Source organism: Janthinobacterium sp. GW823-FHT06H09 (assembly GCF_058794735.1).
Map to the genome: position 1 here is coordinate 90,627 of NZ_JBXAHC010000007.1, position 15,135 is coordinate 105,761.

The 15,135-nt window shown below is 62.8% G+C and carries 13 protein-coding genes; 7 read left to right on the forward strand and 6 right to left on the reverse strand.

Translation table 11 applies throughout. The annotated features are described in order from the left end of the window. Nucleotides 1-39: 39 nt before the first annotated feature. Complete coding sequence (locus AC1Q6X_RS13415; protein WP_010401817.1) at nt 40-519, reverse strand: NUDIX hydrolase; 480 nt, start codon at nt 517-519, stop codon at nt 40-42. Nucleotides 520-930: 411 nt separating this feature from the next. On the opposite strand from AC1Q6X_RS13415, the gene AC1Q6X_RS13420 reads away from it, so the two are divergent. Genes AC1Q6X_RS13420 through AC1Q6X_RS13430 form a run of 3 tightly spaced genes read left to right on the forward strand, consistent with a single transcriptional unit; the run spans nt 931 to nt 3,845 of the window. Next, complete coding sequence (locus tag AC1Q6X_RS13420) at nt 931-2,043, forward strand: Re/Si-specific NAD(P)(+) transhydrogenase subunit alpha (protein WP_492497528.1); 1,113 nt, start codon at nt 931-933, stop codon at nt 2,041-2,043. A gap of 24 nt (nt 2,044-2,067) precedes the next feature. Next, complete coding sequence (locus AC1Q6X_RS13425; protein ID WP_035822749.1) at nt 2,068-2,382, forward strand: NAD(P) transhydrogenase subunit alpha part 2; 315 nt, start codon at nt 2,068-2,070, stop codon at nt 2,380-2,382. An 8-nt stretch (nt 2,383-2,390) separates the two neighbouring features. Next, nucleotides 2,391-3,845, forward strand: a complete 1,455-nt coding sequence (locus tag AC1Q6X_RS13430) for an NAD(P)(+) transhydrogenase (Re/Si-specific) subunit beta (protein WP_492497688.1) — start codon at nt 2,391-2,393, stop codon at nt 3,843-3,845. Between the two features lie 131 nt (nt 3,846-3,976). Here the strand turns inward: AC1Q6X_RS13430 and AC1Q6X_RS13435 are convergent, their stop codons facing one another. The 5 genes from AC1Q6X_RS13435 to AC1Q6X_RS13455 all read right to left on the reverse strand — a co-directional run bounded on the left by AC1Q6X_RS13435 (nt 3,977) and on the right by AC1Q6X_RS13455 (nt 9,340). Then, on the reverse strand, nt 3,977-4,918 hold the full coding sequence (locus tag AC1Q6X_RS13435; RefSeq protein WP_492402121.1) for a GGDEF domain-containing protein: 942 nt from the start codon (nt 4,916-4,918) through the stop codon (nt 3,977-3,979). Nucleotides 4,919-5,033: 115 nt separating this feature from the next. Beyond that, nucleotides 5,034-6,176: a UbiH/UbiF/VisC/COQ6 family ubiquinone biosynthesis hydroxylase gene (locus AC1Q6X_RS13440; protein WP_492497531.1), complete on the reverse strand. Its 1,143-nt coding sequence runs from the start codon at nt 6,174-6,176 to the stop codon at nt 5,034-5,036. Nucleotides 6,177-6,185: 9 nt separating this feature from the next. Beyond that, the gene (locus AC1Q6X_RS13445) at nt 6,186-7,508 is read right to left on the reverse strand and encodes an aminopeptidase P N-terminal domain-containing protein (RefSeq protein ID WP_070220765.1); all 1,323 of its coding nucleotides are present in this window, start codon (nt 7,506-7,508) and stop codon (nt 6,186-6,188) included. Further along, nucleotides 7,508-8,227, reverse strand: a complete 720-nt coding sequence (gene murU / locus AC1Q6X_RS13450; RefSeq protein ID WP_492497532.1) for an N-acetylmuramate alpha-1-phosphate uridylyltransferase MurU — start codon at nt 8,225-8,227, stop codon at nt 7,508-7,510. Before murU ends, AC1Q6X_RS13445 begins: the two co-directional genes overlap by 1 nt. A 45-nt stretch (nt 8,228-8,272) precedes the next feature. Continuing rightward, complete coding sequence (locus tag AC1Q6X_RS13455; RefSeq protein ID WP_492497534.1) at nt 8,273-9,340, reverse strand: aminoglycoside phosphotransferase family protein; 1,068 nt, start codon at nt 9,338-9,340, stop codon at nt 8,273-8,275. A gap of 99 nt (nt 9,341-9,439) precedes the next feature. Between AC1Q6X_RS13455 and AC1Q6X_RS13460 the strand changes: the two genes are divergently transcribed. The 4 genes from AC1Q6X_RS13460 (at nt 9,440) to rsmA (ending at nt 15,127) form a co-directional block, all read left to right on the forward strand. Continuing rightward, the gene (locus AC1Q6X_RS13460) at nt 9,440-11,677 is read left to right on the forward strand and encodes an LPS-assembly protein LptD (RefSeq protein WP_492497536.1); all 2,238 of its coding nucleotides are present in this window, start codon (nt 9,440-9,442) and stop codon (nt 11,675-11,677) included. Between the two features lie 103 nt (nt 11,678-11,780). Beyond that, nucleotides 11,781-13,181: a peptidylprolyl isomerase gene (locus AC1Q6X_RS13465; protein WP_230501723.1), complete on the forward strand. Its 1,401-nt coding sequence runs from the start codon at nt 11,781-11,783 to the stop codon at nt 13,179-13,181. A 19-nt stretch (nt 13,182-13,200) separates the two neighbouring features. Then, entirely contained in the window at nt 13,201-14,256 is a 1,056-nt protein-coding gene (gene pdxA, locus AC1Q6X_RS13470; RefSeq protein WP_492497539.1) for a 4-hydroxythreonine-4-phosphate dehydrogenase PdxA, read from the forward strand. Nucleotides 14,257-14,347: 91 nt separating this feature from the next. Continuing rightward, nucleotides 14,348-15,127: a 16S rRNA (adenine(1518)-N(6)/adenine(1519)-N(6))-dimethyltransferase RsmA gene (rsmA, locus tag AC1Q6X_RS13475; protein WP_070220568.1), complete on the forward strand. Its 780-nt coding sequence runs from the start codon at nt 14,348-14,350 to the stop codon at nt 15,125-15,127. Nucleotides 15,128-15,135 lie beyond the last annotated feature (8 nt).

A 15,135-nucleotide genomic window follows, 5' to 3' on the forward strand; every position in this document is an offset into this window, starting at 1 on the left:
GCTTTCCAGTGTACTTTAATAATATGGCAATGCGTATTGCTATGCGCTATTGAAAACGGACGCATGCGTGTGCAGCAGGGCCAGCGGCGCGCGCCGGCCAGCCAGGTATTCGTCCACGCACTGCAGCACCAGCGGACTGCGGTGGCGCTCCTGGCACGCCGCCAGCTCGTCGCGCGTCATCCACAGGGTGCGGATGATGCCTTCGTCCAGCGGGCGATCGTGTTCGGCGCCGGCCGTGCCGCAAAAGGTGAAGCGCAGATAGGTCACGTCCTCGCCCGTGCGCAGTGACTGGTAGCGCGACATGTACATGCCGACCAGTGCCGTGGGAATGAAATCGTAGGCCGCTTCTTCCAGCGTTTCGCGGATCACCGCCTGTTCCAGCGACTCGAACGGGTCGAGGTGGCCGGCTGGCTGGTTGAGCTTGATGCCTTCGCTGGTCTCTTCTTCAATCAGTAAAAACAGGCCATCGCGCTCGACGATGGCGGCCACGGTGACAGAGGGTTTCCAGATTCTCGGCATGATTCCATCCTTGAAAGAGCCGACATTTTATCTTGTTCTGCGCGCGCGGTTTGAAGCCGGCCTTTTGTTGCGCGGACATATTGATAAATGACAACGTTTTAGCAAATAGCGGTGGGAGGTACTTACGTCTTTCCCGGGGAGCGCACTAGCATGGGGGCTTAGTTGGCAAGATGGCAGGAAGCGCCCGCTAATATAGGCTTTCCCTGTGGTCAAAACAAGCGCGCACGCTTGTTCGACTGTGGTGAGATTGACACACCTTTCCCACAATATGGGCGCCGCGCCGCATGGTGAAACAAATCATGGATGCGGATGAAATTAGTGTCGTACGACTAAAAGTTGCTGGTTCACAAACGTTTAACGCGCTGCTTTCCGTGTTAGATTCTAGTCAGTTTATCAATTAGCGGAGGCATCATGAGGATAGGCATACCGGCCGAAACACGGCCTGGTGAAACCCGGGTGGCAGCCACGCCCGAGACAGTCAAGAAGCTGGCAGCCAAGCATCAAGTCGTCGTGCAGTCGGGGGCGGGCCTGCAAGCCTCGATTCCCGACGAGGCGTATGCTGCCGCCGGCGCGCAGATCGGTACCGCCCAGGAAGCCTATGGCTGCGCCATCGTGCTCAAGGTGCGCGCACCGGACGCCGGCGAACGGGCCCTGATGGCCAGCGGCACGGTGCTGATCGGCATGTTGAACCCGTTTGACGCCGACAATATCGCCGCCATGGCGACGGCCGGCCTGTCCGCCTTCGCCCTCGAAGCCGTGCCGCGCATCACGCGCGCGCAGTCGATGGACGTGCTGTCGTCGCAGGCGAACATCGCCGGCTACAAGGCCGTGCTGGTGGCGGCGAATACCTATCAGCGCTTCATGCCCATGCTGATGACGGCGGCCGGCACCGTCAAGGCGGCCCGCGTGCTGATCATGGGCGTGGGCGTGGCCGGCTTGCAGGCGATCGCCACGGCCAAGCGCCTCGGCGCCGTCATCGAGGCGTCCGACGTGCGCCCGCCCGTCAAGGAGCAGGTGGAATCCTTGGGCGCCAAGTTCCTCGACGTGCCTTTCTTGACCGAGGAAGAAAAGGAAATCGCCAAGGGTTCGGGCGGCTATGCGCGCGCCATGCCGGCCGACTGGATGCGCCGCCAGGCCGAACTCGTGCACGAACGGGCGAAACTGGCCGACATCATCATCACCACCGCGCTGATCCCCGGCCGCGCCGCGCCCGTGCTCATTTCCGAAGAGACGGTGAAGGCCATGAAACCGGGTTCCGTCATCGTCGACCTGGCCGTCGAGCAGGGCGGCAACTGCCCGCTGTCCGAGCTGGGCAAGACGGTCGTCAAGCACGGCGTCTACATCGTGGGCGAGCCGAACCTGGCGACCCTGGTGGCGGCCGACGCCTCGGCCCTGTATGCGCGCAACGTGCTGGACTTTTTAAAGCTCATCATCGACAAGGACGATCAATTGCTGATCGACCGCGAGGATGAAATCATCAAGGCCAGCCTGGTTTGCGCAGGCAATGACATCCTCAGAAAATAACGCGGCGCCGGAGAGAACAACATCATGGAAATCAGTCACACCATCACCAACCTGATCATCTTCGTGCTGGCCATTTATGTCGGCTACCACGTCGTCTGGACCGTCACGCCGGCGCTGCATACGCCGCTGATGGCCGTCACCAACGCCATTTCCGCCATCATCATCGTCGGCGCCATGCTGGCGGCCGGCCTGACGCAAGGCCCGCTGGCGCAGGCGGCCGGCACCCTGGCCGTGGCGCTGGCCGCCGTCAACGTGTTTGGCGGCTTCCTCGTCACGCAGCGCATGCTCGAGATGTTCCGTAAAAAAGAACCGAAGGCCAAGCAAGGAGCAAAAGAATGAGTCACGCCATGAGCTTCGTCACCATGAACCTGGTGACGATGATGTACCTGATCGCCTCGGTGTGCTTCATCCAGGCCCTGAAAGGCCTGTCGTCGCCCTCGACGGCGCGCCGCGGCAATGCCTTCGGCATGAGCGGCATGGCCATTGCCGCCGTCACCACCGTGGCGCTGATCATGAAACTGAAGGAACAGCAGACGGGCGGCATGGGCCTGACCCTCGTCATCATCGGCATCGTCACGGGCGGCGCCATCGGCGCCTACCTGGCGAAAACCGTGGAAATGACGAAGATGCCGGAGCTGGTGGCGGCCATGCATTCGCTGATCGGCCTGGCGGCCGTCTGCATCGCCGTGGCGGCCGTGTCGGAACCGTGGGCTTTCAATATCGCTGAGCGTGGCCAGGCGCTGCCCATCGGTAACCGCTTCGAGCTGTTCATCGGCACCTTTGTCGGCGCCATCACGTTCTCCGGTTCCGTGATCGCCTTCGGCAAGCTGTCGGGCAAATACAAATTCCGCCTGTTCCAGGGCGCGCCCGTCAGTTTCAAGGGCCAGCACATGCTCAATCTGGTGCTGGCGCTGGTGATGGTGGGCCTGGGCCTGGCGTTCTGCTTCGCCGACGGGGTGGAGCCGGCCTGGACGCCGTTCGTCATCATGACCCTCATCGCCTTCGCGCTGGGCGTGCTGATCATCATCCCCATCGGCGGCGCCGACATGCCGGTGGTGGTATCGATGCTCAACAGTTACTCGGGCTGGGCCGCGGCCGGCATCGGTTTTTCGCTGAATAACTCGATGCTGATCATCGCCGGCTCATTGGTCGGTTCGTCCGGCGCGATCCTGTCGTACATCATGTGCAAGGCCATGAACCGCTCGTTCTTCAACGTCATCCTGGGCGGTTTCGGCGGCGATGCGCCGGCCGCAGGCGCAGCCGGCGCGCAGGAACAGCGCCCGGTCAAATCGGGTTCGGCCGACGACGCCGCCTTCATCATGAGCAATGCGGAAACCGTCATCATCGTACCCGGCTACGGCCTGGCCGTGGCGCGCGCGCAGCACTCGCTGAAAGAACTGGTGGAAAAGCTCACGCACAAGGGCGTCACCGTCAAGTACGCGATCCACCCCGTGGCGGGGCGCATGCCGGGCCACATGAACGTGCTGCTGGCCGAGGCGGAAGTGCCGTATGACCAGGTCTTCGAGATGGAAGACATCAACGGCGAATTCGGCCAGACGGACGTGGTGCTGGTGCTGGGCGCGAACGACGTCGTCAACCCGGCGGCGAAAGACCCGAAATCGCCGATCGCCGGCATGCCCATCCTCGAAGCCTATAAGGCCAAGAGCATCATCGTCAACAAGCGCTCGATGGCGTCCGGCTATGCGGGCCTGGACAACGACCTGTTCTACCAGCCGAACACGATGATGGTGTTTGGCGACGCCAAGAAGGTGATCGAGGATATGCTCAAGGCAGTCGAATAAGCGGTATTTTTTGCCGTAGGTCGGATTAGCGGGGCAAAGCCCCGCGTAATCCGACGTATTGGGGCCAACAATGTTGTCGGATTACGGCCTTCGGCCTCGGCGGCCCCGCCTAATCCGACCTACGCTTGTCTTCAGGCTGCGACGACTTTATTGCGTCCCTGGTGCTTGGCCGCGTACAGGGCCTTGTCGGCATCCGACATGGCCGCGTCCAGGCTGGCGCCGGCCGTCAGGGAGGCCACGCCGATGCTGATGGTCACCTGCAGTTCGCCGCCATCGGGCAAAGGCGTGATGGCGGCGGCCACGGCGGCGCGGATGCGTTCGGCCACCTTGTGCGCCTGCCGCAGGCTGGCGTCGGGGAACAGCAGGCCGAACTCCTCGCCGCCGAGGCGCGCCGCCACGTCGGTGATGCGTCCCGTGTCGCGCAGCGCCTGCGCCACCGTGCGCAGCACGGCGTCGCCCACGGCATGGCCGTAGCGGTCGTTGATCTTCTTGAAATGGTCGAGGTCGGCCACGCCCACGGTCAGGGCGGCGCCGCTGCGTGCCGCGCGCGCCATCGCCTGCTCGGCTTGCGCTTCATAGGCGCGCCGGTTGGGCAGCGACGTCAGCGCATCGTGCAGCGCCTGCTGTTCCAGCTGCGCCAGCAAGCTGGCGTTCTTTGCCGCCAGTTCGCGCCGTTCGCGCACGTCGAGCAGGAAGGCGCCGAAATAGCGGATGCCGTCCACCACGCCCAGGTCCAGCGCCTTCATTTCGATGGGAATCATTTGCGCATCGCGGTGGCGGATGGCGAATTCGCGTATCTTGCCCAGCACGCTGGAGGTGCGCGAGCTGCGGATGTAATTGATCACGTGGTTGTCGTGCTGCGCGCCGACGGCGTCGGGCAGCAGGCCGTTCAGGGTCTGACCCAGCAATTCCCCGCTGGCATAGCCCGACAGCGCCTGCATGGCGCCATTGATATAGCGGATGCGGCAATGTTCATCGATGATGATGACGGCGTCGAGGGCGTCTTCCAGCAGGCGGGAAAAGAGCACTTCGGGAAGAACGGCAGGCGGTGCTGCGGGCAATGCATCTGTCATGGAACGGTCGCCAAAAACCAGGTGACAGCCATTGTCGCATCCGCTGGCCGTTTACTCCATGCCGGAGATGTTCCCTGTTTCTTTTTCGCCCGTGCCCTTTACTTATTGTTAAGGTTCAGCGGCGGCCGTACATCATCAGGGTGGCCAGGCTTTTGCGCGCGGGGCTGAAAACGTCCAGCAAGCCCAGCGACAGGCCCAACAAGCCTTGCGTGGGGGCGCTGCCCGTGAAGATGCGCGCCATGGTGTCGGTGACGCGCACGGTCAGGCCCCGGTCGGCCTGGCGCAGGCTGGCGTAGCGTTCCAGCCCGGCCGGGCTGCTGTCCTGCGCCAGCACGCGGGCCAGCACGGCAGCGTCGCGCAGGCCCAGGTTCAAGCCCTGTCCCGCCACCGGATGCAGGGTTTGCGCCGCATTGCCGATGGCGACCGTGCGCGCCGTGCCGCTCGCCTGCGCGTTCAGGCCCAGCGGATAGGCCAGGCGCGCCGTCGTGTGCGTAAAGCGTCCCAGGCGGCTGCCGAAGGCGGCGCCCAGGCGCGCCAGGAAGGCAGCGTCGTCCAGGGCCAGCAATTGTTCGGCGCGCGTGGGCGGCACGCACCACACCAGCGCGTAGCCGTCGTCCTGCGGCAGCAGCGCCAGCGGACCTTCGTCGGTGAAGCGCTCGTAGGCGCGGTGGGCGATGGGAGCGCTTGTACGCACATGGGCAATGATGGCGCTTTGGCCATAATCGCGGCTGACGGCGCGTTCCGGCTGCTGGCCGAACAGGCCGCCCTCGGCCTGCACCAGCAGGCCGGCGCGCAAGGTCGATGCGGCGCCCGCCTGGTCGATCTGCACGGACACGCCATCGGCATCCTCCGCGCTGCCCGTGACCAGGGCGGGGCGCAGGCTGGCCACGCCCAGGCGCTCGGACACGTCGGCCAGCGCGCTGACGACGGCGCCGTAACGGGCCACGTAGCCGAGCGCCTCGACGCCATGCTCGCTGCGGTCCATCAGGCTGCGCCCGAACTGGCCGCGGCGCGAGACGTGGATCTGGTGAATAGGCGTCGCCTCCACGGGCCAGGCGCCCGCTTCCTCGAGTATCTGGCGGCTGCCGTGCGACAGGGCGATGGTGCGCGGGTCGCGCCGGGCCTGCTCGATGGATTTGGCGTCGAGCAGGGCGATGCCGGCGGCGCGGCTGCCGCGCTGTACCAGCAGGGCGGCCAGCGCCATGCCGACGGGGCCGGCGCCGCAGATGGCGAGATCGAAAGTGGACGGTGTATGCATGCGGCGGGGTTAATCCTGTGACATCAGTTGTTCGATTTCAGCGACGCTCCTGGGCGCCGAGCTGAAGACTTCATGGCCTTGCGGCGTGACCAGCACATCGTCTTCGATGCGGATGCCGGTATGCCAGAACTGCTCCGGCACGCCCGTACCCGGACGCACGTAGATGCCCGGTTCGACCGTCAGCACCATGCCCGCTTCGAGCGCGCGCCACGGCTTGCCGGGCGCATCCGTGTCGCGGTAGGCGCCCACGTCGTGCACGTCCATGCCCAGCCAGTGGCTGGTGCCGTGCATGTAGAAGGGCATATAGGCCTTGTTGGCGATGACGTCCTGCACGCCGCCGCTTTTTTGCCGGTCCAGCAAACCCAGGTCCAGCATGCCTTGCGCCAGCACTTGCACGGCCGCTTCGTGGATGGCGCTGTGCGGCAAGCCGGGGCGCACCATGTCCAGCGCCGCCTGCTGGGCCGCCAGCACCAGTTCGTACAGCGCCCGCTGCGGGCCGCTGAAACGGCCGTTGACGGGCCAGGTGCGCGTGATGTCCGAGGCATAGCCATCGAGTTCGCAGCCGGCGTCGATCAAGACCAGCTCGCCGTCTTTTAATACCGCGTTATTGGCGCTGTAGTGCAGGATGCAGGCGTTGCCGCCGCCCGCGACGATGGAGGAATAGGCGGGAAACTGCGCGCCGCTGCGGCGAAATTCGTACAGCAGCTCCGCTTCCAGCGCATATTCGTGCAGGCCGGGCCGCGTGGCGCGCATGGCGCGTACGTGGGCGGCGCTGGAAATGGCGGCGGCGCGGCGCATCAGCTGCTGTTCCTGCGTGTCTTTCAGCAGGCGCATGGCGTCGAGCATGCCATTGATGTCATGCGCGATGGCGGGCGCCGTGACGCCGCTGCGGGCCTTTTGCCGCACATTGTGCCGCCAGAGCTTCACCTGCGCATCAAGGCTGCCGCCCAGCGCATAGTAGATGGCGGGAGAGTCGGCCAGCAGGCGCGTCATTTCGACGTCGAGTTCCTCGATGGGGAAGGCGCTGTCAAAGCCGAAGCTGATGCGCGCCGCCTCGGGGCCGTGGCGGAAACCGTCCCAGATTTCGCGCTCCGTATTCTTGGCGCGGCAAAACAGGATGGCGCGCGCCGGGGCTGTGGCGCTGGCGGCCACGAGGGCCACGGCGCTGTCGGGTTCCGTAAAGCCGCTCAGGTAATAGAAATAGCTGTCGTGGCGGTACGGATAATCGCAATCGCTGTTGCGCGGCACTTCGGGCGCCGTGGCGAGGATGGCCACGCTGCCCGGCAGCATCTGCGCCAGCAGCGCCGCGCGCCGTGCCGCGTAATTGGCCATCATGCCGCTGGCGCCTTCGCTGCCACACCGTTGAGTACGTCGAGCTGCGCCGGCGTACCCACATTCGTCCACTCTCCGGTATAGACTTCGCCCCCCACGCGGCCCTGGTCCGCGTACTGGCGCAGCAAATCGCCCAGTCTGGCGTGGCTGCCGGGCGCGATGCCGTCGAACATTTCAGGACGGTACACGCCGATATTGGCGAAGGTCCACTTGGTTTCGTCCGTATTGTTGATCGCGAACAAGGTCAGGCCGAAGTCGCCCTTGGGATGGAAGTCGGGATTGGGCACCAGGTAGGTCCAGGCGATGTCGCGCTGGTCGGCCGGATACGGCGTGCCCAGCACATCCTTGTCGGCCAGCACGTCGAGCACTTGCTTGAAATCGAAATACGGGCAATAGATGTCGCCGGAAATGGCGAGAAACGGTTCCTCGCCCAGCAAGTGGCGCGCCTGGGCGATGCCGCCCGCCGTTTCCAGCGGCGTGGTCTCGGGCGAGTACGCGATGCGCGCGCCATACGCGCTGCCGTCGCCCAGGGTTTCCTCGATCAAATGGCCCAGGTGGGAATGGTTGATGACGATGTCCGTGATGCCGGCGCGCACCAAGTTGAGCACATGCCAGACGATCAGCGGACGGCCGCGCACTTTCAGCAGCGGTTTGGGACAGGTATCGGTTAGCGGACGCATCCGTTCACCGCGGCCTGCGGCAAAGATCATGGCTTTCATGGAATACTCGTTTTCTGATTTATTTTGTAAATTGCTCTGAAGTCATCAGAATGTATAGCCCACTTGTGGGGTCTTGTTTTCCAGGGCGTCCAATAAGCGCACCAGCGGCTTGAGTTCCGTGTAGCGGTTGGCCGTCTTGCGCACGTAGTCGAGCACGGTCGGCAGGTCGCCCATGTACAGATCCTTGCCGTCGCGGTAGTTCAGGCGCGCGAACAGGCCGAGGATTTTCAGGTGGCGCTGCAGGGCCGTGAATTCAAAATCGCGGTAGAAGGCGTCGATGTCGGGATTCACCGGCAAGCCCAGCTGCTTGGCGCGCTGCCAGTAGCGGATCACCCAGTCGAGCACCAGTTCCTCGTCCCACTGGATATACGCGTCGCGCAGCAGCGAGGCGATGTCGTAGGTGACGGGACCGAAGACGGCGTCCTGGAAGTCGAGGATGCCGGGATTGGGGATCGAACCATCGTTGATGTGCATCAAATTGCGCGAATGGTAGTCGCGGTGCATGAATACTTGTTGTTGCGACAAGATATTCGCCGTGATGGCCTCGAAGACCTTGTCCAGCTGGGTTTGTTGCACATCCGTCAAGGTGGCGCCCAGGTGCTTGCCGATAAACCATTCTGGGAACAGATTCATTTCGCGCAGGATGAAGGCGCGGTCGAATTCGGGCAGCACGTCGGGGGCGCTGGCCAGCTGGATTTTCATCAAGGATTCCAGCGCTTCGGCGTACAGCACGCTGGCGTTGTCGTGGTTCAGGGCGTCCAGATACGTGGTCGTGCCCAGGTCGGACAGCAGCAGGAAGCCCTGTTCCAGGTCTTGCGCGATGATTTCGGGTACGGATACGCCGGCGCCTTTCAGCAAGCCGGCCACCTTGACAAAGGCGGGCACGTTTTCGCGCTCGGGCGGCGCATCCATGGCGATCAGTGTCTTTCCTGGCAATGTTGTGTTGCTTGGCAGCACATCGAGACGGTAGTAGCGGCGGAAGCTGGCATCGCTGGAAGCGGGACGGGCGGATTCGGGCGCGACGAGGTTAAGCGAGGTCAACCAGGCTTTCAACAGGGTCATGCGAGCGTCGGCGGAGACCGGCGCGGTGGAGGAATTGGGGGAGAATGACATTAAGCGGCCTGTGGAATCGGGTTGATGGTGCAGATTCCCATATAATAAGGGATTCAAATCAAAAAATCGCCTGTCAATGGTGCTTGCCCCTTCCAATTCATGAGCTGGTTTTCGGCCTCCCCCCCTTCGCAGCGCTGGGCTTTCGCCATCAGCGCGCTCGTCGCCGCCACGACGGTGCCTGTCCACGCCCAGAAAGCACCGCGTCCGGTTCATGTGGAAGATCCCGACGCGCCTACCGTCATGACGGCGAACAGCATGAACGGTCGACCGGAAAGAGAGATCAATCTCGACCAGAATGTCGTGATTGAGCGCGGAAAAACCACAAAAATGACGGCCGATACAGCTTGTTACAAACAAGTTGAAGATCAGTTCGACGCCGAGGGCCATATCAAGATGTGGCGTTTCGGCGATTACTACACGGGTGACGTCCTGAAGCTGAACATGGAGACCGGCAAGGGTTTCCTGCTCAACCCGACTTACCGCTTCGCAGTGGGCGGCGGCCAGGGCAAGGCCGAGCGCGTCGACTTCATCAATCCAGACGAAGCCAATGTTATCGAAGGCACCTACAGTACCTGCGAAGGGCCGAATCCGGACTGGTACCTGAAATCGAGCACCTTGAACCTCGATACGGGCCGCGACGTGGGCACGGGCAGCAAGACCATCATCTATTTCAAGGACGTGCCGATCCTGGGCACGCCGGGCATGTCGTTTTCGTTGTCGGGTGCGCGCCGCTCGGGCTGGCTGGCGCCCACGCCGGGCTTTGCCTCGAAGAACGGTTTCGAGCTGTTGATGCCGTATTACGTGAACATCGCGCCGAACCGCGACCTGACTCTGTATCCGCGCTACATCCAGCGGCGCGGCATTCAGCTCGGTGCGACGGGCCGCTACATGGGCGAGACGGATGCCGGCTTGTACAGCGGTGAAACGTCGTTTGAGTTTTTGCCGAACGACAAGCAGACCAAGACCAACCGCTACATGATCAAGTCCAAGCATGAGCAGGCGCTGGCCAAGGGCTGGACTTACAGCTGGGATCTGCGCGAGGCGTCGGATAATAATTACCCGAACGATTTTTCGAAAACCGTCGCCACCGCCACCGAGCGCCAGTTGCTGCGCGAATTGCGCACCGATTACCGTACCGAGGACTGGAGCCTGACGGCGCGCGTGCAGAATTACCAGGTGCTGCAGGATCCCGATCCCAACGTGGTCGTGCCACGCCCGTATGACCGTTTGCCGGCGGTGAACTTCCATGCTGGCAAATACGATGTATGGGGCGGTTTCGACTGGACCTTTGACGCGGAAGCGACGCGCTTCGCGCATCCGACACAGGTGCAAGGCTCGCGCTTCGTGGCCGTGCCGCAGGTGAGTTTCCCCATCATGCGCCCTGGCTACTTCATCACGCCCAAGCTGATGCTCAATGCCAGCGCGTATCAGCTCGACAATGACGCCCGGACCAAGGCGCTGTTTAAAACCACCTCGTTTACGCGCGCCGTGCCGACCTTCTCGGTCGACAGCGGCCTGGTGTTTGAACGCGACACGAATCTGTTTGGCGCCAAGGGCGGCACGCAAACCCTGGAGCCGCGCCTGTTCTACGTCTACACGCCGTACCGCGACCAGTCGCAGTTTCCGAACTTCGATACGGCCGATGGCACGTTCAACCTGACGCAGATCTTCACGGAAAACCGTTTTGTCGGCAGCGACCGCATCGGCGACGCCAACCAGGTCACGGCCGCCGTCGTATCGCGTTTCCTGCAATCGGACGGCACGGAGCGCATGCGCCTGACCTTCGGCCAGCGTTTCTATTTTGCCGACCAGCGCGTGCAGCTCAATTCGACGACGCCCGTCAACCAGTCGCGTTCCGATATCCTGCTGGCCGCAACGGGCCGCGTGTCCGAGACTTGGGCCGTCGACAGCCTGGTGCAGTACAATCCCAGCGATCGCCAGTTGATGAGCTACAACTACACCTTCCAATATCAGCCTGCTGCCAAGAAAGTATTGAATTTCAGTAACCGTTTTCAACGTGGCGTGCTGCGTAATGCGGAAGTGTCGACGCAGTGGCCGTTGACGGACCGCCTGTATGGCGTGGGCCGCATCAGTTACTCCATCAAGGATCGCAGCATGCTGGAAAGCCTGGTTGGCCTCGAATACAAGGGTGACTGCTGGGTGTTCCGCATGGGGGCACAGCGTTTCGTGACGACGACCAAGACTGTCTCGACGCCGATCTTCTTCCAGCTGGAATTGACGGGCTTGTCGAGTGGCCTGGGCCTGGGTGCGAATGGCCTGGAAACTTTTACAAAAACTATCCCTGGTTACCAGACATTGAGCCAGCCACTCCGTTAAGATAGTCACCGTTGCCGCCGCCGGTGTCCCCGGCGCTGGCACAAACCGGTTTTTTTATTCACCTGAACTCATGAGCGCTCTACACATTATGCGTAATGCCAGTATGCACCAACTCAAAATTGCAACGGTTTTGTTGTGCGCCATTTCCGGCGCCACGACCAGTAGTGTCTGGGCGCAACAGGCTGCGCCAGCGCCAGCGCCTGCGGCCAAGTCCGCTGCCGCTGCCCCAGCGCCAGTCAAGGGCTTCACTCCCCCTGCGTCGAGCAGTGGCCAGACCATCGACTCCATCGCCGTTGTCGTCAATGACGATGTGATCACGCGCAATGAAGTGGCGGCCCGCATCAAGAGCGTGGAGCAGCGCATGAAGGCGCAGAATATCCCGCTTCCCGACCCTGCCGACCTGCGCCGCCAGTTGCTCGAACGCATGATTGTCGAGCGCGCGCAAATGCAGCTGGCCAAGGAAATGGGTGTGCGCGTGGATGACCTGACCCTGGACCGCGCGATTGGCCGTATTGCTGAACAGCAAAAGATGACGGTGCAAGAGCTGCGCAACCAGATGGAAAAGGAAGGCACGCCGTTTGCGACCTTCCGCGAAGAAATCCGCGATGAAATCATCATGCAGCGCCTGCGCGAGCACGAAGTCGACGCGAAGATCCAGATTTCCGATTCCGAAGTGGATAACTTCCTGGAAGCGGAAAAAGCGGCAGCCAGCGAACAGGTGGAGCTGAACCTGGCGCAAATTCTCGTGCGGATTCCGGAAAATTCCAGCCCCGAACAAATCGCCGCGCGCCGCGCGCGCGCCGAAGAAGTCAGCCGCCAGCTGCGCACGGGCGCCGATTTCGCCAAGATGGCCGCCACCTATTCCGACGCCAGCGATGCGCTGAGCGGCGGCGATATCGGCTGGCGCCAGAGCGACCGCCTGCCGCCCCTGTTCACGGAACAGCTGCTGAAATTGAAGCCGGGCCAGATCACGCCTATCATCAAGAGCAACACGGGCTTCCATATCCTGAAACTGGTGGACCGCCGCAGCGCTGCCGAGGCACAAGCTGTCGCCGCCGTGCAGCAGACGCATGCCCGCCATATCCTGCTGAAAGTGACGCCAACCCTGTCGGCGGCCGAAGCCAAGCGCAAATTGCTGGAATTGAAAGAACGTCTCGACAACAAGGCCGCCAAGTTCGAAGACCTGGCCCGTTTGTTCTCGAACGACGGTTCCGCGGCCAAAGGCGGCGACCTGGGCTGGCTGTATCCGGGCGACACCGTGCCGGAATTTGAAACGGCGATGAATGCGCTGAAACCGGGCGAAGTGAGCCAGCCGATCGAATCGAGCTTTGGCTTCCATCTGATCGAAGTGCTGGAACGTAAGAGCGACGACGTCTCGAAAGAGAAGAAACGCGCTGCCGCACGCAATGCCTTGCGCGAACGCAAGCTGGAAGAAGCGACGGAAAACTGGGCGCGCGAAGTGCGCGACCGTGCTTACGTCGAATTCCGCGCGGACGACCAGTAATGCTGCTGACTGATTGCGCATGAGTAACTTGCCTGTTGTAAGCCGCCCGGCCATCGCCATTACCTGTGGCGAACCGGCCGGTGTCGGTCCGGAAATCTCGATACGCGCCGCCTGGGCCATGCGCAATGAAGTCAACTGCATCCTGCTGGGCGACGCCGCCTTCCTGGCGCTGACGGCCAGCCTGATCGATCCGGAGATCCGCCTGGCGGCGCTGTCGCTGCAAGCCGTGCGCAACAGCGGCTTGCCCCAGTTCGGTCCCGGCCGCCTGGCCGTGATCGATATTCCCACTGTGAACAATGTCATTCCTGGCGTGCTGGACAAGGAAAACGGGCGTTCCGTGCTCGCTACCCTGGACGCGGCCGTGGAGGGTGTCCAGGCGGGCTGGTTTGGCGCCATGGTCACGGCCCCCTTGCAGAAGAGCACGATCAACGACGCGGGCGTGGCCTTTTCCGGCCATACGGAATACCTGGCAGAAAAAACCGGCACGCCGCAAGTGGTGATGATGCTGGCCGGCGAACCGGGCCACGGCGAGCCGACCCTGCGCGTGGCGCTGGCCACCACGCATTTGCCATTGAAGGACGTGTCCGCTGCCATCACGATGGACAGCCTGGCCGTCACGCTGGATATCATTCAGCTTGATTTGCAACAGAAATTCGGCATCGCCGCGCCGCGCATCCTCGTCACCGGCCTGAACCCGCACGCGGGCGAGGGCGGGTATCTGGGACGCGAGGAAATCGATGTCATCACCCCGGCGATTGCCGCGGCGCAAGCGCGCGGCATCGATGCGCGCGGACCGTACCCGGCCGACACCTTGTTCCAGCAAAAATATCTGGCGGACGCCGACTGCGTGCTGGCCATGTACCACGACCAGGGTTTGCCGGTGCTGAAATACGCGACCTTCGGGCGCGGCATCAATATCACCCTGGGCTTGCCGCTGATCCGCACCTCGGTCGACCATGGCACGGCACTGGACCTGGCCGCGCAAGGACTGGGCCTGGCCGATTGCCACAGCATGGAGCAAGCCCTGCAAACGGCGCTCGACATGCTGCGCGCGAGTATCCCGACCAGAGCGTAGGTCGGGTTAGCCGCAAGACGTAACCCGACGCTGCCTGCTCAACGATCCCGCCGGCCTGTGCCGGCTTTACCGCATTGATAGAAAACACATTATGAAACACGTTGCCCGCAAACGCTTTGGCCAGAACTTCCTGCATGACCGCTTCGTCCTCGACGACATCACGGCCGCCATCGCGCCGCAGCCGGACGATGCCATGGTCGAGATCGGCCCCGGCCTGGGCGCCATGACGGAGCAGCTGCTGCGCCATTTGAAACAGATGCATGTGGTGGAACTGGACCGCGACCTGATCGTGCGTCTGGAAAAAACGTTTAATCCGGCCAAGCTGACGATCCATTCGGGCGACGCGCTGAAATTCGATTTCGCGCAAATCCCCGTGCCAGCCGGTCAGAAGCTGCGCATCGTGGGCAACTTGCCATATAACATTTCCAGCCCCCTGCTGTTTCACCTGGCGGACTTCGCGCCGCTGGTGCAGGACCAGCATTTCATGCTGCAAAAGGAAGTGGTCGAGCGCATGGTGGCCGAACCGGGCAGCAAGGCGTATGGCCGCCTGTCCGTGATGCTGCAATGGCGCTACAAGATGTCGCTGCTGTTCATCGTGCCGCCGACGGCGTTTGATCCGCCGCCGAAAGTGGAATCGGCCATCGTGCGCATGATTCCCGTGGCCGAGCGCCTGGCGTGCGACCAGGCCACGCTGGAAGCCGTGGTCATGAAGGCGTTTTCGCAACGCCGCAAGGTGATCCGCAATTGCCTGGCAGGCATGTTTACGGAAGAGCAGATCAAGGCGGCCGGCATCGACCCGACCCTGCGTCCGGAAACCGTGGGGCTGGAGCAATACGTGGCGCTGGCGAATCTGCTGAAGGCACCTGCTTGAGTTTTAAC